The organism is Halorubrum sp. SD683, from assembly GCF_002135045.1.
GTDB lineage: Archaea > Halobacteriota > Halobacteria > Halobacteriales > Haloferacaceae > Halorubrum > Halorubrum ezzemoulense.
The window spans coordinates 1-17,156 of sequence record NZ_NEWJ01000056.1 but is presented as its reverse complement, the minus strand read 5'-3'; the positions used below and the strand labels follow the sequence as shown (position 1 = coordinate 17,156).

19 protein-coding genes and 1 tRNA gene are annotated in these 17,156 nt (G+C 68.9%); 7 read left to right on the top strand and 13 right to left on the bottom strand.

What is annotated here, in order from left to right; all coding sequences use genetic code 11:
• The 5 genes from B9G49_RS12430 to B9G49_RS12415 form a co-directional block, all read right to left on the bottom strand.
• Positions 1–1,176 (bottom strand): Xaa-Pro peptidase family protein (locus tag B9G49_RS12430; RefSeq protein ID WP_086216572.1); only part of this gene is annotated, 1,176 nt, incomplete at its 3' end.
• Positions 1,173–3,017, bottom strand: coding sequence for a UvrD-helicase domain-containing protein (locus B9G49_RS12425; RefSeq protein WP_049931748.1), 1,845 nt, complete (start codon positions 3,015–3,017; stop codon positions 1,173–1,175). The genes B9G49_RS12430 and B9G49_RS12425, both read right to left, overlap by 4 nt.
• Before the next feature lie 106 nt (positions 3,018–3,123).
• The gene (locus tag B9G49_RS16810) at positions 3,124–3,282 is read right to left on the bottom strand and encodes a hypothetical protein (RefSeq protein WP_006111597.1); all 159 of its coding nucleotides are present in this window, start codon (positions 3,280–3,282) and stop codon (positions 3,124–3,126) included.
• 78 nt (positions 3,283–3,360) lie between these two features.
• Complete coding sequence (locus B9G49_RS12420) at positions 3,361–3,543, bottom strand: HVO_0416 family zinc finger protein (RefSeq protein WP_049931749.1); 183 nt, start codon at positions 3,541–3,543, stop codon at positions 3,361–3,363.
• Positions 3,544–3,694: 151 nt separating this feature from the next.
• Positions 3,695–4,237 carry a CDP-2,3-bis-(O-geranylgeranyl)-sn-glycerol synthase gene (locus B9G49_RS12415; RefSeq protein ID WP_049931752.1) on the bottom strand — a complete coding sequence of 181 codons (543 nt, stop codon included), beginning with the start codon at positions 4,235–4,237 and terminating at the stop codon, positions 3,695–3,697.
• A 132-nt stretch (positions 4,238–4,369) separates the two neighbouring features.
• Here B9G49_RS12415 and B9G49_RS12410 point away from each other — a divergent pair, with 132 nt between their 5' ends.
• Complete coding sequence (locus B9G49_RS12410; protein ID WP_049931754.1) at positions 4,370–5,209, top strand: proline dehydrogenase family protein; 840 nt, start codon at positions 4,370–4,372, stop codon at positions 5,207–5,209.
• A gap of 84 nt (positions 5,210–5,293) precedes the next feature.
• Positions 5,294–6,007 (top strand): DUF502 domain-containing protein, encoded by a 714-nt coding sequence (locus B9G49_RS12405; RefSeq protein ID WP_049931755.1) that lies wholly within the window; start codon positions 5,294–5,296, stop codon positions 6,005–6,007.
• Between the two features lie 86 nt (positions 6,008–6,093).
• Here the strand turns inward: B9G49_RS12405 and B9G49_RS12400 are convergent, their stop codons facing one another.
• The 3 genes from B9G49_RS12400 to B9G49_RS12390 all read right to left on the bottom strand — a co-directional run bounded on the left by B9G49_RS12400 (position 6,094) and on the right by B9G49_RS12390 (position 8,964).
• A complete protein-coding gene (locus tag B9G49_RS12400) occupies positions 6,094–7,023 on the bottom strand; it encodes a branched-chain amino acid transaminase (RefSeq protein WP_049931757.1) in 930 nt (309 codons plus the stop codon).
• A 430-nt stretch (positions 7,024–7,453) separates the two neighbouring features.
• Entirely contained in the window at positions 7,454–8,206 is a 753-nt protein-coding gene (ribB, locus tag B9G49_RS12395) for a 3,4-dihydroxy-2-butanone-4-phosphate synthase (RefSeq protein WP_049931758.1), read from the bottom strand.
• The gene (locus tag B9G49_RS12390; RefSeq protein WP_049931759.1) at positions 8,206–8,964 is read right to left on the bottom strand and encodes a DUF120 domain-containing protein; all 759 of its coding nucleotides are present in this window, start codon (positions 8,962–8,964) and stop codon (positions 8,206–8,208) included. Before B9G49_RS12390 ends, ribB begins: the two co-directional genes overlap by 1 nt.
• Positions 8,965–9,222: 258 nt before the next feature.
• Here B9G49_RS12390 and B9G49_RS12385 point away from each other — a divergent pair.
• The 3 genes from B9G49_RS12385 to B9G49_RS12380 all read left to right on the top strand — a co-directional run bounded on the left by B9G49_RS12385 (position 9,223) and on the right by B9G49_RS12380 (position 11,076).
• Positions 9,223–9,294: transfer RNA gene (locus B9G49_RS12385), tRNA-Ala, on the top strand.
• Positions 9,295–9,478: 184 nt separating this feature from the next.
• A complete protein-coding gene (locus B9G49_RS17180; protein ID WP_255375966.1) occupies positions 9,479–9,607 on the top strand; it encodes a hypothetical protein in 129 nt (42 codons plus the stop codon).
• 185 nt (positions 9,608–9,792) lie between these two features.
• Positions 9,793–11,076 (top strand): MFS transporter, encoded by a 1,284-nt coding sequence (locus B9G49_RS12380; RefSeq protein ID WP_086216571.1) that lies wholly within the window; start codon positions 9,793–9,795, stop codon positions 11,074–11,076.
• Between the two features lie 16 nt (positions 11,077–11,092).
• Here the strand turns inward: B9G49_RS12380 and B9G49_RS12375 are convergent, their stop codons facing one another.
• From B9G49_RS12375 to B9G49_RS12365, 3 genes are all read right to left on the bottom strand, one after another.
• On the bottom strand, positions 11,093–11,650 hold the full coding sequence (locus B9G49_RS12375; RefSeq protein WP_086216570.1) for a hypothetical protein: 558 nt from the start codon (positions 11,648–11,650) through the stop codon (positions 11,093–11,095).
• A 40-nt stretch (positions 11,651–11,690) separates the two neighbouring features.
• Positions 11,691–12,992, bottom strand: a complete 1,302-nt coding sequence (locus B9G49_RS12370; protein WP_086216569.1) for a ribonuclease R family protein — start codon at positions 12,990–12,992, stop codon at positions 11,691–11,693.
• Between the two features lie 71 nt (positions 12,993–13,063).
• Positions 13,064–13,435, bottom strand: coding sequence for a hypothetical protein (locus B9G49_RS12365; protein WP_086216568.1), 372 nt, complete (start codon positions 13,433–13,435; stop codon positions 13,064–13,066).
• A 189-nt stretch (positions 13,436–13,624) separates the two neighbouring features.
• Here B9G49_RS12365 and B9G49_RS12360 point away from each other — a divergent pair, with 189 nt between their 5' ends.
• On the top strand, positions 13,625–14,107 hold the full coding sequence (locus tag B9G49_RS12360; RefSeq protein WP_086216567.1) for a cation:proton antiporter regulatory subunit: 483 nt from the start codon (positions 13,625–13,627) through the stop codon (positions 14,105–14,107).
• A gap of 97 nt (positions 14,108–14,204) precedes the next feature.
• On the top strand, positions 14,205–15,440 hold the full coding sequence (locus tag B9G49_RS12355) for a cation:proton antiporter (protein ID WP_086216566.1): 1,236 nt from the start codon (positions 14,205–14,207) through the stop codon (positions 15,438–15,440).
• 112 nt (positions 15,441–15,552) lie between these two features.
• Here the strand turns inward: B9G49_RS12355 and B9G49_RS12350 are convergent, their stop codons facing one another.
• Both B9G49_RS12350 and B9G49_RS12345 read right to left on the bottom strand, forming a co-directional pair.
• Positions 15,553–16,011 (bottom strand): hypothetical protein, encoded by a 459-nt coding sequence (locus B9G49_RS12350; protein WP_233125214.1) that lies wholly within the window; start codon positions 16,009–16,011, stop codon positions 15,553–15,555.
• Between the two features lie 776 nt (positions 16,012–16,787).
• On the bottom strand, positions 16,788–17,111 hold the full coding sequence (locus B9G49_RS12345; protein ID WP_086216573.1) for a DUF5789 family protein: 324 nt from the start codon (positions 17,109–17,111) through the stop codon (positions 16,788–16,790).
• Positions 17,112–17,156 lie beyond the last annotated feature (45 nt).

Genomic DNA, 17,156 nt, shown 5'->3' with positions numbered 1-17,156 from the left:
CTCGTGGAGGCTCACGCCCACGCCGTGGCCGGTGCCGTGGGTGAAGCCGGCCTCGCCCTCCCCGGCGTTCGGGTCGAAGCCGTAGGCGGCGAGCTCCGCCGCCGCCTCGCCGTGAACGGTCTTCGCCGGGACGCCCGGCTCGACCTCGTCGAGCGCGGCCTCGCGCGCGGCCTCGACCGCGACGTACGCCCGCCGCGCCCAGCCGCCGTCGCCGTCGACGACGAACGTCCGGGTCGCGTCGCCGTAGTACCCGTCGGGACCGCGGGGCGAGACGTCGAGCAGTACGGTCTCGCCCGGCCGGACCGGGTCGTCGCCGACGTAGTGGAGGTCGGCCGCCGAGGGACCGGCGCCGATCACGGTGTTGCCCGCGTCGCGGACGCCGCGCGCGGCGAGGGCCGCGTTCACCTCGCGGCGGAGTCGCTCCGTCGTCAGCGGCTCCCCGTCCCACCGGAGCGGGGGTCGGCGGTCGTCGTCGGCCCGCCCGGCCGCCGTCTCCTCGCTCCCCTCGTCGACGGCCTCGCAGTCGGCGAGGACGGCCTCGGCGCGGGCGATCCCGGCCACCGTCGCGCGCTGGACGCGCCGGATGCGGTCCCGCTCCGCCGGCGTCTTTCGCGCCCTGGCGGTCGCGACCGCCTCCGTCGACGCCGGCTCGAACCCCGCCCGTTCGAGGTACACCGCGGCGTCGTGCGGAATCGACGCGGGCGTCAGGACTCTTTCCCCGTCGCCGCTCGCTCCGCCCGCGGGATCTGCGGCGGCCGCGGCCGCGCGCTCGCCGGCGTGGTCGCCGACGCGCTCCGTCCGGACCTCGCGGGCGACCCCGTCGTGGAAGCCGACCTCGTCGTCGGTCGGCCCACCACTCCCCGATTCGTGGGACGCCCGCGCGCTCGCGACGAACTCGCGTTCGGCCTGCTCGCCGAACAGGGCGGGCGCACAGAGGACGGCGCGGCCGACGGTGTCGGCGGTCGCTTCGCCCGTCGGGACGACGACCAGCGCGGAGGGCCTGTCCGGGCCGGCGAAGCGGGAGAGGTAGCGCAGGTCGTCGTCGAAGCGGTCGCCCACGGCGACGAACGCGGCCGCGTCGGCGTCGCGGACTGCCTCGACGATCGGTCGGAGGTCGGTCCGGAGCGGGCGGGGATTTTTTGCGTGGTCGGTGGCGGTCGCGTCGTCCTCGCTCACGGCTCGGGCTCTGGCACCGCCAGCTCCGCCTGGACCTCCTCGACGAGTTCCTGGGCCGGCTCCTCCCGGAGCTCGTTGAACAACAGGACGCTGATCGGCAGCGTCGGCGCACCGCTGATGAGGCTCTCCATGATCACGAGCCGCTCGCGGGCGCGGGACATCCCGACGTAGAAGACGCGGCGCTCGTTGTCGGTGAGGACGGGCACGGGACTCGTCGACTTCGTGAACTCCTCGACGCCGTCGACGTCGGTCGGGTCGTCGATGGAGGCCGCCATCTGCTCGACGACCTTCTCCGTGAGGTCGGTAGCGACGAACACGTGGTCGGCCTCGCGGCCCTTCGCCGAGTGGATCGTGCCGACGCGGACGCGGGTCGGGTCAGTGCCCTGGTACTCGCCCTCGAAGTACGCGCCCATCGACTTGCGCTGGAAGCTCGTTACCTTCCGGACCATGTCGTCGGCGCTGGCGGTGTCGGGCATGAACGGGATGTACTCGTCGAGCGTGTCGGCCGCGATGTCGATGTCGGCGACATCGTCGGAGTCGGCCGCCTCCTCGCGGTCGTCGAGGAAGTCGTAGAACTCCTCGCGGTCGTGGGTCCCGAACGCCGACTCCTGGAGCATGTCCGCCAGCCGCCGCGCCTCCAGCCCGGTGACCGGGTCGCCGGCCTCGGCCTTCTCGATCGCGCTGACGTAGTCCTGGACGCGGTCGGTCCACATCCGCCCGTCGGTGAGCATCGTGAACGGGATGCCGTGGTCGATGAACTCGTCGATGAAGTCGAACATCTGGTACCGGGCGCGGAACAGGCACATCACGTCGCCCTCGTCGTCCTCGACGGTGTACCGGACGTTCCGGACGAGCTCGATCATCGACGGCGACTCGATCGCCTCGACGGAACCGCCCTCCGTGCGCGGGTGGAGGTCCTTCTCCTGCCGCTTGTCGATGTGGCGGATCTCGGCGTTGACGACGTTGAGGATCTCCGAGGGGAGCCGGTAGGAGTTCGGGAGGACCACGTCCTCGTCGACGTCGGTGTCGAGGAGGAGGTCGGGGTCGGCCCCCTGCCACGCGTAGACGACCTGGTCGTCGTCGCCGGCGATGAGCACCTTCTCCATGTGCGGGCGCCACTCCTCGAAGACGTTGTACTGGAGCGTCGTGATGTCTTGGAACTCGTCGATGATCAGGTAGTCGACGCTGGGGACGAGCGAGCGCTGCGCGACCCGTTCGAGCATGTCCGCGAAGCCGACGAGGTCGTTTTCCCCCTTGTACGTCCGCCACGCCCGGATCGTCTCGGGGATGTCGATCCGGTCGTCGTCGGAGGGCCACGTCGGCGTGTACTTGTTCCCCTGCTGGGCGTTGGGGTCCTCCTCGGGCGGGAGCCGGACCTCCTCGACATTCCACTGGAAGGGCACGTCGTACCAGTCGGCCACGTCGCGCTCGGTGCGCTGGAGCCACTGCGAGGTGGCGATGATCTTGTTGCCGATGGTCGTCGACCGCGCGGTCCGGCGACCGGCGCCGCCGTGCTGGTCCTCGAACTCGATGCCGTACTCCTCGCAGAACGCCTCCTTGTCGTCCTCGCCCACCACGTCGCCTCGCGAGAGGTCGAGCAGCTCGTACGCCTTCGCGTGCATCGTGCTCACGTTCCCTTGGAGGCTGCGCGGGGAGATGTCGAGCCGCTCGGCGAGCCGTTCGCGGATCTCGGCGGCGGCCGCGCGCGTGTACGAGACGACGAGCACGTCGCGCACGTCGGCGCCCTCCTCGTCGAGGATCTCCTCGACGCGGTCGAGGAGCGCGGTCGTCTTCCCGCTCCCGGGCCCCCCGAACAGCCGCGTCACCGTGGTATCAGTCATTATTACCTCCAGATTCCGGTTCTCCTTAAACGCCGTGGCTCGGTTGCCCTCGATGCGCGCGCCGGACCGCGGCGGCAGAGCGTCGCGTCATCGTCCGGTCGGTCCGTCAGCCGCTCCGCGTCGCGCGCGCTTCCCGCACGTCGGCGCCGTCGCGGACCAGGTCCTCGCAGGCCGGACAGACGCGGGGCCGATCGACCTCGTTCGGGGTGAAAACCCGAACGTAATCTGTCGTGACGAAGGAACCGCAGTTCTGACAGGTCGGCATGATAGTCACTATCGAGTAATTCCACATAATACTACCGGGGGGTATGACGGAAAGAAAATTCGCGGAACGCGGCGCGCGTCAGTTCGGCCGCCAGTCGCAGACCGAACACGTCGCGGTTCCTTCCTCGTGGAGCGCACCGCACTCGGGACACTGGAGCTTGTTATAGGATCGCTCCCAGCCTACGATCTCCGTCTCGTGGCCGCGGTCGGAGAGGAACTCGTCGAACACGTCGTCGTCCGAGCTGGGTGCACTACTAGACATGCGTGTCATCGTATGCCACACCAATATATATGTCTTTCTGCCGTTCTCGTCGCTGCGAATTACGCGGACAATCGATCAACAAGAGATACAAAAAGAGTCGAAACCAAACATCAGGGCAGACCGAACGCCGCGGGCGGAAGCGTAGCGTCGCTCACCACGGCTCGTTTTTGACTCCGAGCGCGTACGCGCCGACGTTCGTGACGACGTGGAGGACCGGAGTCATCACGAGGACGACGGCGAGGACGCCCGGCGTGAACGCAGCGAGCGCCCAGTCGGTGTCGACGAGGAAGACGAGCCCCAGCGCGCCGACGACGAAGTCCAGCTGGTCCAGACCGGGGAACGCGGCGCCGCGCTCGCGGCCCGAGCGACGCTTGAGGAACGAGGCGCCGATGTCGCCGCACATCGCGCCGAAGGCGAGCGCAAACGCCGCCGGGAGCGCGAACGTCGGCAGGTCGCTCCCGAGCGCCGCGCTCGCTGGGGCGGCGAGCGCGTTGAGCGCGAGCGCGAGCAGGACGCCGACAAGAGTGCCGACCGCGGTGCCGCGCCATGTCTTCCCGTCGCCGAGCAGCCGCGCCCCGCGCCACTCGCGGCCGCCGTCGATGGGGCGTCCGCCGCCGGCCAACACCGCGGCGTTGTTCGGGACGTACGCCGGGAGCATCGCCCAGAACGCGGTCGCGACGAGCGTACCGATCATGTCCCCACGGGCGGCGCGCGGCGTGTTATAAACCCCGGATCCGTCGCCGCCGGTCGCCGCACCGCACACGCGATTGCGGTCGTCGCCGCCGACTCGACAAAGGTAAAGTTCGCGCCGGCCGGAACGCTCAGTATGATCCCCCCAGTCGCTAGCCGGTTCGTCGCCGGCGAGAGCGTCCCGGCGGCCCTCGACCACGTCCGCGCCGCGAACGAGGACGGCGTCGCGGTCATTCTGAACCTGCTCGGCGAACACTACGACGACCCCGCGGACGCCCGCGCGGACACCGACGCCTACCTCGGGCTGCTCGACGACATCGCCGATAGCGGCCTCGACGCCTGCGTCTCGGTGAAGCCCTCGCAGATCGGGATGGACGTCTCGACCGACCTGTTTGAGGAGCACTACCGAGAGATCGTCGCTCGTGCCCACGAGGTCGACGCGTTCGTCTGGTGCGACATGGAGGACGCAGACACCACCGACGCCACCCTCGACGCCTTCGAGTCGATCGCCGCCGACTACCCGTGGAGCGTCGGGCAGTGCGTCCAGTCGAACCTCAGGCGCACCGCGGACGACCTCGACCGCCTGATCGACGTTCCGGGGAAGCTCCGGCTCGTGAAGGGGGCCTACGACGAGCCGTCCTCGATCGCGTACACCGACAAGGCTCGCGTCGACGAGGCGTACCGCGACGACCTGACGACGCTGTTCGAGCGGCGCGACCGGGGGATCGCGGTCGGCAGTCACGACCCCGAGATGATCTCGCTCGCCGACCGGCTCGCCCGCGACCGCGGCGCCGACTACGAGGTCCAGATGCTCATGGGGGTCCGCGAGGACGCCCAGCGCGACCTCGCCGCGCAGGGGGTCGACGTCCACCGGTACGCGCCCTACGGCGACAAGTGGCTCTCGTACTTCTACCGCCGCGTCCGCGAGCGCAAGGAGAACCTGACGTTCGCGGCGCGGGCGGTGCTGGGGCAGTAGTCGACGCGACGCCTCGCGACCTCGCCCGCGCCGCCGGCGCGTGGAAGCCCTCTTAAGGATTGCCGACACATACCGATCCGATAGATGTCCACGTGGAAACGCGACTTCGCCAGCGGGCTCATCGTGCTGGCGCCGCTCCTCGTCCTCCTGTTAGTCCTCCGCTGGATCTACCAGTACATCGCCTCGATCCCGCTCATCGAGGGGCTCCAGCCCGAGGTCATCCCGGCGCCGCTAGAGCCCGTCTCCCGCGTCGTCATCGCGTTCGCGGTGTTCGCGACCGTGGTGCTCGCGGTGGGGTACTTCATGCGGACGACGCTGGGTCGGCTGGCGGAGTCGGCGGTGGACGACGCGATCAACCGGATCCCGGCGCTCCGAGTCGTGTACAACGCCTCGAAGCTCGCGATCGAGACGGCGATCTCCGGCACCGACGAGCTACAGAGCCCGGTGTACATCGAGACGTGGCCCGGGATCCGGATGACCGCGTTCCGGACGGGGAAGAAGACCCGAGACGGAAAGATCGTCCTGTTCATGCCGACCGCCCCGAACATCACCACCGGCTTCGTTATCGAGGTCGAACCGGACCGGGTCGAGGAGACCGGTGAGACGGTCGAGGAGGGGATGACGCGGGTCCTCTCCGCCGGATTCGCCGAGTCCGCTCATCAGGTCCCCGTCCACGAGGAGGCGCCCACGGAGGGCGACGGCGACGGGACCCCGGGCGGCTTCGGACGCGTCCGGACGGACGGGACCCCGAGCGACGGCGAGGGGTCGGCGACCGACGGGAGCGGTTCGAGCGAGTAGCGGCTCGAGCGGCCGGCAGTTCGAGTGACTAGCGGCTCTTCGCGCGCGGCGATTTAAAAAGATCGAGAGAAAGCAGGCGAGGCGAGCTACAGGTAGGTGAACCACTCGTCGTGGTCGTCGGTCCGCCGCTCGACCAGGTCGAAGAACGCGTCCTGAAGCTCCTCGGTCACCGGGCCGCGGCTTCCCGAGCCGATCTCCGTGTCGTCGACCGAGCGGATCGGGGTGACCTCGGCCGCGGAGCCGGTGAAGAACAGTTCGTCGGCGGTGTACAGCTGTCCGCGGGAGATGACCGCCTCGTCGTGGACCTCGTAGCCGCGCTCCTCGGCGAGGGCGATCACGGTGTCGCGGGTGATCCCCTCGAGGATCGACTGCGCGGGGCCGGTGGTGTATATCTCGCCGTCGTTGACCATGAAGATGTTCTCGCCCGGTCCCTCCGCGACGTTCCCCTCCTTATTCAGGACGATGGCCTCGACGTAGCCGTTCCGGCGCGCCTCCTCGCCCGCCAGCATGGAGTTGACGTAGAGCCCGGTCGTCTTCACGTTCGTCGGCACCTGCGAGGAGGCGTGCTTCCGCCACGAGGAGACCATCACGTCGACCCCCTCCTCGAGGGCCTCCTCGCCGAGGTACGCCCCCCACGGCCACGCGGCGAGGACGAGGTCGGTCGGGCAGCCCTTCGGCGAGACGCCGAGCGAATCGTACCCGTAGTAGGCGATCGGCCGGACGTACGCGGAGTCGAGGTCCTGCCGATCGAGGAGTTCGAGGGTCGCCTCGGTGATCTCCTCGCGCGAGTGCTCGATGTCCATGTCGTACATCTTCGCCGAGTCGAACAGCCGGTCGAGGTGTTCCTCCCACCGGAAGATCGCCGGCCCCTGCTCGGTGTCGTAACAGCGGACGCCCTCGAACACGCCGCTCCCGTAGTGGAGCGCGTGGGTCAGAACGTGGGTCGTCGCGTCCTCCCAGTCGAGGAACTCCCCGTTCTTCCAGATCGTGTCGACGTCCATCTCGTCGAATCCCATACTCGGTAGTTGCGGCCGGCGGGCTTAAAACTGTGACAACCGGTCGGGGTTGTCGGGACGGACCGAGTTTCGATTCCTCTGACGGGACAACGACAACCACTTACAAAGCCCCAGCCGCTCGGCGAAACAGAGACGATCCCGATACGAACACCGCCAGAGCCCCAGCCGTGAGGGCGACGTACGCTCGCTGCGCGCTTCACTCGGTCGCTCACTGCGTTCACTCCTTCGTTCCAGTGCTTGCGTCGCCTACGTCGCCCTCACGGCTGCCCCTTTGAGTCCCACCCCGCACCGCTCCGTACAGCACCTCTCACCTCCCCAGCCTCGTCAGTCGCCCCCGCTTCGCTCCGGCGACTGACTCCCTCGCACGCGCTGACTCGCGGTCGCCGAGGGCGACCGCTCGCAGGCGCGCGCCGACAGTAGCGGCGGTCGATTATTTCAGCGCCTCGACGAGGGCCGCGCCCTCGACGTACGGGATGTCGCGGCGGGCCGCGTAGGCGGCGGCGTCCGCGGGCGAGAGCGCGTCGCCCGTCTCGTCGTCGAGCATCTCGCAGACCACGGCGGCGGGCGCGGCGCCCACCGCCTCGGCCATCGCGAGGCCGAGTTCGGTGTGACCGGTGCGCCCCGAGAGCCCGTCGCGGTCGCCGCGCAGGACGTGAACGTGACCCGGCGCGCGGAACTCCGCGGCGAAGTCCTCCGGGCCGTACCCGCCCGGGTCGCCGCGGACGCGGCCGGCCGCGTTCGCCACCTCGGCGATGGTCTTCGCGCGGTCCGCGTCGGTGATCCCGGTGAACGTCTCGCGGTGGTTCACGGGCAGCGAGAACGAGGAGCGGTCGTCGTAGTCCGGGTCGTCGTCGACCGCGGGGTGGTCGAGCGCGTCAGCGAGGAACGGCAGGTCGAACGCGTCGCCCACCGCGTCGCTCACGGCCACGCAGATCAGGCCGCCCGCGTCGTTACGCATGTGCGCGACCGCGGCCTCGTCGACCGCGCCCGCGGGGTAGACGATGTCTGTCTCCCCCTCGCGGTCCGCGAAGTCGTGGACGCAGACGGGGTCGCCGGCGCGGAAGGCGTCAAGCGCGCGCTCGACCGCGTCGGCGTCGTCCGCGGGCTCGGTCCCCTCGGTGGCGTCGGCCGATTCCGCTCCACCCGCGCTCGCCTCCGGGTCGGCGTCGACGTCGGCGCGCATCAGGCGACCTCCGTCTCGGCCGCGACCGATCCGGGCTCGTCGGCCCGGCTCGTCGGCTCGACGCGGACCTCCACCGCGTCGCCGTCGGCGAGGTCGAGCGCGTCGCGCAGCCGGTCCGGCGCGATCAGTTCGAGCTGGTCGTCGTCGTGGTGGGTCCGATCGGGGACGATGGCGTGGACCTCCTCGTAGCGCTCGTCGCCCGCGACGAGGGTGACCCCGTAGCAGGTGGCCGCGCCGTAGGTGCGCTCCTCGCTCTCCCACGCGTCGATGGGCACGGCGTCGATACCGGCCATCTCGCCGCGTCGGCGGACGCTCTCCTCGGTGAGGTCGACGTTGAGCGTGCCCGGGAACGGGTCGTAGCCGAGGCGCTCGCGGAACTGCTCGGCGTAGCCCGAGAGCGTGATGTAGTGGCGCCCCTCGCCCATCCCGCCGGTGACCGACCCACGGAGCGAGAGTCCGACGTCCGACTCGAACAGCCGGCGGTAGTCGGCGTACTCCGCGCGGAGCGCGGCTTCGCCCGCGTCCGTCACGCGGACCCACTGCCCGTCACTGACCACGTCGCGCTCGACGTAACCCGCGGATTCGAGGGTCTGGAGGCGCCGAGAGGCGGTCTGCGTTGAGGCGTCGAGCCGGTCACCGAGCGCCGCACACGACACCTTCGTCTCGGAGAGCCCGCCGACCAGCCCGACGTGTTTGAGGGCCGCGAGCGCGGCCGAGTCCACGTCGGTGTCCGCGTCGGTCGCCGTCGCGTCTGACATACCTTACAGTCGGTCGTCCGCGGGCAAAAGAGTAACGAATGTGGTACGCATCTCAAAAACGTTATGTGGTCGTAGAGCCGACCAAGAACCGCAGGATCAAACAGTTCGCCCGCTGGACATGTAACCCCGTCGGTGCCGGCCGGCTTCGCGATGTTTCGGTTCCTCGACCGAACCGATTCGGCCGCCGGATGCGAGCGACTCCCGCACGGGTCGTCGAAAGGTAAGGTACAAATACGAACGGCGATTGTTTCGTCGTGAGGGCTCGTAGATCAGTGGCAGATCGCTTCCTTCGCAAGGAAGAGGCCCGGGGTTCAAATCCCCGCGAGTCCATGTTTTCCGCCGCGAGCAAGGTCGTGAGCGGCGCAACCCGCGCAGCTCGCGCGGTCCCGTTCGTTGATCCTCACGAGACCCCTGTGAGCCCACTCGACTCCCGTTTCGGTCGTTCCGACCCGGTTCGCACGCTGGATCTCTCCCGTTGGAAGCGATTAAATACCCTCGGCGAATCCGTCGGCGTATGAGCGTCTCTGAGATACTCGAGGGAACCAACCTCACGCACCGTCAGATGGGGGTAATCATGGTCGGGTGGATCCTGTTGGTCTCGGTGATCGCCGTCGGTCTGCTCCTGTACACGTCGACGCTATAACCGGCTTCCCGACCGGTCCGGCGGGCGCGGCCCGAGTGCGAGGCGCTTTCTGCGTCCCGTCAGACCTCTCGGAACAGCGTTCGTCGTCGTCGTCCGCCTCGGGACGCCGCCGACGCCCCGCACTCTCGGCAACCGCGGCGGGTACCCCCGAGGTTATGAACGGACCCGCCGAACCCGCGACTCACATGGACGCCGCCGAGCGACGGATAGTCGGATTCACCGCGGGATCGCACGGGCTCGTCCACACATACGAGCTGTCGATCCCCATCCTGTTGACGGTGTGGGTGGGTGAGTTCTCGACGACGGCGGCCGCGCTCGGCGTCGTCGTCACGCTCGGCTACGGGCTGTTCGGGGTCGGTGCGCTGCCGGGCGGTATCCTGGTCGACCGTTTCGGGTCGAAGCCGCTCATCCTCGCCTGCCTCGCCGGGATGGCGGGCTCGTTCCTCGCCGTGAGCCTCGCGCCGACGCTCCCCGTCCTCGCCGTGGCCGTCGCGATATGGGGACTCACTGCGAGCGTCTATCACCCCGCGGGGCTGTCGCTGCTCTCGACCTCGGTCGACCAGCGCGGGACCGCGCTCGGCTACCACGGGATCGGCGGGAACCTCGGGATCGCGCTCGGTCCGCTGGCGACCGCGCTGCTGCTCTTGGCGTTCGACTGGCGGCTCGTCACGGCCGCGCTCGCGCTCCCCGCGGTCGCCGTCGCCGCGTACGGCGTCACCGTCGACGTGGACGCGGCGCTCTCGTCCGCGGACCCCGAGCCGGGAGCGTCGGCCGCCGACGGGGGTCCGAACGGGGACTCGACCGGCGGCGCGAGCGGCGATGTCTCGCTGTCGTCGGTCGCGACGGACACTCGGATCCTGATCGCCGGGGGGTTCCTGCTCGTGTTCGCGTTCGTCACGTTCAGCGGGCTCTACTACCGGACGTTCCTCACGTTCCTGCCGGACCTCCTCGGCGACGTGCTCGGCGGGCTCGTCGACCTCCAGTTGGTCGACCCGGAGAGCCCGTACGCCGATCAGTTCGACGCGGGACGGTACCTCTACGTGGCGGTCCTCACGGTCGGCGTGTTCGGCCAGTTCCTCGGCGGTCGGATCGCTGACCGCGTGCCACCGGAGCGCGGGCTGACGGCGCTGATGGGTGTTCTGTCCGCGCTCGCGCTGCTCTTCATCCCCGCGACGGGGACGATCGCCACGTTCGTCGCGGTGTCGCTCGCGCTCGGCGTCGCGCTGTTCACCGTCCAGCCGCTCTCGCAGGCGACGGTGGCGGCATACTCGCCCAGCGAGGCGCGCGGCCTCTCGTTCGGCTACACGTACGTCGGGATCTTCGGGATCGGCGCGCTCGGGTCGACGCTGGCCGGAACGATACTCACCCGGGCCGGCCCGTCGGAGTTGTTCATCGTGCTGGCGATCATCGCGGCGCTCGGCGCGGTGTCAGCGACGGCGGTGTCACGCTTTGCGACGCGACGGGACTGATCCGGGGCGCCGCCGGTCAGTCCGCGCCCCCGTCGCGGTCGCCTTCGTCCTCGGCTGAGTCGTCGTCGCGCGCTCGTTCGCCGGAATCGTCGTGATCGTCCGCCCCGTGGCCGTTCGCTTCCCCTCTTCCGTCGTCCGCCTCGCCCTCCCCGTGGTCGCCCGCTCCTGCCGCTTCGTCGTCCGCCTCGTACTCCTCGTGATCGCCTCTTTCCCCTCCGTCGTCCGCATCTCCGTCGTGCTCTCCCTCCGACTGGACGTCGATCGTGACGGGCCCGCTGTCGGTCTCGGTCGCGTCCGGATCGGCCTCCGTCGTCTCGCGTCCGGCTTCGTCGCGCTCGAACGGCTCGTCCTCCGCCGACTCCATCTCGCTCAGTGCGTAGCCGACGGCGTAGCCCGTCGACCCGCCCAGCAGCGCGCCGATGCCGGCGCCGACGGGGCCACCCCGAGCGCCGAGGACCGCCCCGGTGAAGCCGCCGACCGTCGCCGCGCGCTCCGCGTCGCGCTCGGGATCGCCGGTCGGTTCGAGCGGGTCCCCTTCGTGCCGGTCCGCGCTGTCGTGGTCGTGTGCGCCCATACCACGCTTTGCGGCCGCACAGGTCTATATCTCTCGCCGCTCAGGCGGTGTGTTTCGCTTCCTCTGAATCCTCGACGATCTCGACGCCGCGGTTGTTGACCGCGTAGGGGTCGAGCCCCTGTTCTTGGAGGAACTGCTTGTACAGCCGCTCTGCGGTCTCGCCGTCCTTTTGCTTGTCGCTGGCGTGGTCGCAGAGTTCGACGAGGGTCTCGGGCACGTCGTTCTCGTGGACGATCCAGTGGTTGATCGTGTCCGACAGGCGGCGGATCGGCGAGGTGAAGTGGCCGTAGATGTCGAAGTTGAGCGCGTGGTGGCCACCGAACGGGTCGTTCATGTACTTCGCGCGCGGCATCACCTTCAGCACGGCGCGCTGGATCTTGTTGAGCTGGCGCTCGGGCGACTCCTCCAAGGCGGCGTTGACCGCCTTCCGGGGGTCGTCGCCCCACGCCTCGCCCGGGATGGAGACGCCGTCGAGCTCCTGGATCTCTTTGAGCGCCTCGTTCCACTGGTCGGGGGTCGGCTGCGGGTGGACGCGGTACATCGCCTCGACGCCGCGGTCCCACATCAGCGTGTGCGTCACCGCCTTGTTCGCCTTCAGCATCGACTCCTCGATGATGGTGTGCGCGCGGTCGCGCCGGGGATTTAAGACGAGCGAGCCGTCCGCCTTGCGCTGCTCGTGCATGCGGTCGGCGAGCTCGAAGGCGAGCGCGTTCTCCTCGCCGAGGGGGAGCGAGGGGTCCTCCAGCCGGTTCTCGCACTCCTTGTAGGTGAGTCGCTCGTCGGAGTTAATGACGGACTTGTAGATGTCGATGTCCTCGAAGGATAGCGTCTCGTCGTCGATCTCCATCTCGACGGTGTGCGCGAGTCGGTCCTCGTTCGGGACGAGCGAGCAGACCGTCTCGGCCAGCACCGGCGGAAGCATGTGGATCGTGTAGTCGGGCATGTAGACGGTGTTGGCGCGCTCGACCGCCTCCTCCCACATCGCGGTGTCCGGGGTGACGTAGTGGGTGACGTCGGCGATGTGGACCCACAGCCGGTAGGCGCCCTCCTCGCGTTTAATCGAAATCGCGTCGTCGAAGTCCTGCGCGTCGACCGGGTCCGTGGTCCACGTGGTGAGGTCGCGGAGGTCCTCGCGCTCGTCGATCTCGGCCTCGATTTCCTCGTAGACGCCCTCGGTCCGCGCCTCCGCCTCGCGGAGGACCTCGCTCGGGAACTCGTCGCGGATCTCGAACTCCTCGAACAACTCCTCGCGCTTCTCCGCGAGTCGGTCCGCGAGCTCCGGCGTGATCGTCACGGGGCCCTGGTCCTCGGCGGACCCGGGCTTCGGCTCGTCGTCTGACATACCTCCACCAACGCGGGTCCGTTAGAAAGGCCTGTCGGGCGGGCTGACGGGGACTCGATCCGGCGACGGGGCTACCGGTCTCGGTCGCGGTCGCGGTCGGAGCGCCGCCTATCCGACTGGCCGCGGTCCGAGCGCGCACCCGATCTGTCCTCGTCGGTGCGGTCAACGTCGCCGCCCGCCACCGCCTCGACGTAGCGGTCGAGGAACTCCTCGTCGGTGAGTCCGTCCGCCTCGATGGAGCGTAGTAGCGATTCGAGCCCGTCGCGAGGCTGGTGACAGATTTCGTCGTCGCAGTCGGCACAGAGGTACTCGAACTCCTTGTCGCGCCGGCTCCAGCGGTCGCCCTCCTTGTCGTACTCGCGGGCGTCCTCCCGCAGCACCGAGTCCCCGCACGCGATACAGACGACCGTTCGCCGGTCCCGACTTCCCCGGGAGCCCCACATACCGCGCATCTCGTTCCCGCCCCACTTAGCGTTTGGTGCGCGGCCGACGCGCGTTCGACGTGATTTCGGGCCAGTCGTCGGGCGGGGTTTCGGGTCGGTCCGACGGACCCGACCGCAACGAGCGGTGTCCACGCCCGGCCGCGGCGACGAGAGGTGTACACATATTACCGTGGGCGCGCTGGCCCTTGTATGACGATCACCGAGTCCGACCTCCCGGGGGTCGGGAAGAAGTTCGAGATCGAGTTAGGCGGCGGCGAGGAGATGATCGTCGTCATCCACAACACCGGGAAACGCGAGGTGTTCCGGCGGAGCGACCCCGACGCCGACTCCGAGAAGGCGTTTGAGTTCTCCGACGACCTCGCGCGGACGATCGGCTCGATCATCGAGGGGGCGTACTTCCAGCCGGTCGAACCGGAGACGCAGGAGACGACCCTGCCGGGCGGCATCCTCTTGGAGTGGTACGAGCTTCCCCCCGGATCGCCGCTCGTCGGCGAGACGCTGGAGAGCGCCGACATCGGTAACCGGACCGGGCTCGCGGTCGTCGCGATCCAGCGCGACGACGAGGTGATCGACAGCCCGGACGCCGGGACCACCCTCGGCGAGGGCGACACCCTGATCGGGGTCGGCACGCCCGAGAACTGCGCGGCGTTCGAAGAGATCCTCACGGGATGAGCGGTCGATTCGGCGCGTCGGATCTCGACGCCCCGGATGCCGTGTCGGCCGCGGTCGCGTCCGGCACCGCGGTCGTTGTCGCCGGCGGTGGTCGGTAGTGGCGCTGCTCGACGTCGGCGTCATGTTCGTCGCGGTCGCGGTCGCCGGCGCGCTCGCGAACCGCCTCGGACAGTCCGTGATCCCCGCGTATATCCTCGTCGGGATGCTGCTCGGCGAGTTCGTCCTCGGCCGGCTCTCGCTCCCCGCCGTCGGAACCGTCCACGTCCCCGAGACGGAGTTCATCTCGCTCGGCGCGGAGCTGGGGATCGTCTTCCTGCTGTTCTTTCTCGGGCTGGAGTTCAACCTCGACCGGCTGTTCGCTCGGGGGCGTCAGATCGGGACCGCGGGAACGATCGACCTAGCGAACTTCGGGGTCGGGCTCGTCCTCGGCTGGCTCGTCTTCGGCGCGTTCCTCCCGGCGTTCCTGGTCGCGGGCATCGTCTACATCTCCTCGTCGGCGGTGATCACGAAGTCGCTCATCGACCTCGGCTGGATCGCCAACGACGAGGCGGAGCCGCTGCTCGGCACCCTGGTGTACGAGGACCTGTTCATCGCGGTGTACCTCTCGGTCGCGTCCGCCTTGGTTCTCGGCGGCGGCGATGTCGCGACCGCCGCGGTCGACGTGGGGATCGCGCTCGCGTTCATCGCCGGGCTGCTCGGGGTTGTCCGGTTCGGCGGTCCGCTGTTCGAGCGGCTGGTCGCGACCGACAACCGGGAGTTCGTGGCGCTGCGCGCCGTGGCCGCGGTCGTGTTCGTCGCCGGCGCGGCGCTCGCGCTCGGCGTCAGCGAAGCGGTCGCGGCGTTCTTCGTCGGGATGGCGTTCTCCGCGACGGAGCGGGTCCACACGGTCGAGACGGTCCTCGAACCGGTCCGGGACGTGTTCGCCGCGGTGTTCTTCTTCTGGATCGGGCTCGTCACGGACCCCGCCCTGTTCGCCGATGTCGCGGCGCTCGTCGCGCTCGCCGTCGTCGTGACCGCGCCGTCGAAGCTCGTCACCGGCTACCTCGCGGGGCGCGCGTTCGACCTCGACGTCCGCCGGTCGACGCGGGTGGGACTCGGGATGACCACCCGCGGCGAGTTCTCGCTGATCATCGCGACGGTCGCGGTCACCGGCGCGAACGCGGGGACGTTTGACCCGGCGCTCGCGGGGACGATCAACGCGTTCGCGGTCGGCTACGTCCTCGTGATGGCGGTGCTGGGCACGACGCTGATGAGCTACTCCGCGCCGTTCGAGTCGATCGCGACCGCGTGGCTGGACCGCGACGGAGCGGACGGCAGTGGGGTGAGTGGATAGGATTTCGGCGCAGCGGGCGTTTATTTATAAACAGTCGGCTCTGTTGAAACACTGTTCTTCAGATACGTTTTCGCCTGAAACAGCCGATCGCTGAAGAGTGCGAACGTATCGGCTATTCTCCGCTACGGCTGCGCTCGTGGACGTAGCTGAAAATCAGGCTGAGTGGGACGGCTATCCAGATCGTCCACACAACCACTGTCAAGACGGTAAGGGGGTACAGCTCGAAGAACGCTCCGAGGAACTCGGTGAGCGAGGTCGGCGGGTCGGCCCCCACGTACGGGTTCAAAACCTCGTAGCCGTACACCGGAGCCAGTAGCAACCACACGGCAGTCCCGGCGAGGTAGTTCCCGACGACCGTGACCAGCGCTGCGACGGCCCTGTAGTACGGGACACTTGACGACAGGAAGCGCCACGTGAGCGCCCCGACCACGAATCCCGTGGCGAGGTACACCGGGATCGCAGACAGAACCACCCCTGCGGAAGCCGCCGTACCCGAAACCAGCGTACTCACCGGAGCAAACACGATTCCACCGGCGAGGACACCGGCCGCCATACTGTAGCCGGCCCCCACGTCTTGTCGGTCTCCGAGCGGCAACCGTGACGGTCCGTATCGACCGTACAGCCGCACAACTCGGTCCAGCCTGACTACCATGACACTTACCCCCTGATAAATCGTATCTGAACGTACTTCGTTCCGCCGGCTGGACAGTGGCTCGCTGTCCATCTCCTTATCTGGGGCAGCCTCGACTCCGGGATAGACCAGATACACAGGTCGAACAGTCTACTCGCCGAATAATCGAAGACAGCTCAGTCGACATATTTCTACTCTGTACTGAGCGAGACCGGGCGAGTATATGTTATCTGTCGAGGATTTCAACAGAGCCAAGTAGCCGATTTCAAACCGGTGGCGAACACCTCCAAAGCCCCAGCCGCTTACTTATAAACAGTCGATTGCTGATCGACCGATGACACCGCCAAAGTTCCGGTCGCTCGTTTATAAATAACTGACTGTGGATCGACGGCGAACACTTCTAAAGCCCCGGTCGTGAGGGCGGCGTACGCTCGCTGCGCTCCTCACTCGGTCGCTCACTTCGTTCGCTCCCTCGTTTCGGTGCTTACGTCGCCTACGCCGCCCTCACAACTGCCCCTTTGAGTCCCAGCCCGACCGCAACCGCCCCGCACCTCACGCCTCCCCAGCCTCGTCGGCCTCCCTCTGGTCGGCCGACTCCCTCGCGCGTGCTGGCTCGCGGCCTATCGGCCGCTCGCAGGCGCGCGCCGACCGCCAATGTATAGGCGTCCCTCCCCGTCTCAGCTGCTGTTTATAAATAGGTCCGGCGCGCTCGACGCCTACTCGGTCGCGACCGGGCCGCGGCCGACGACGTCCTCGACCGCCTGGACGAAGTCGCTCCGGCTCTCGAAGAGGGGGACCTCGCTCTCCGCGAGCACGTCGTCGAGTTCTCGGGGGCCGTCCGGCGTCCGGAGTTCGGCGTCGCCCTCCTGTTCGCGGACGTCGCTGCGCGTCGCGGGCCAGGTGAGCCGCGACGCCACGCGGGCGACCGGCCAGCCGGCCACGTCCGGCCCCGCGCCGAGTTCGACGGCCGGCCACGCTCCCGCCTCCCCCGCTTCCTCAGCCTCCGTTTCGCTCCTGCCCAGGCGCTCCGGTCGGCACATCCCTCTTGTTTCGATCCCCGCCCGGCCCCGCGGGGCGCGCCCCGC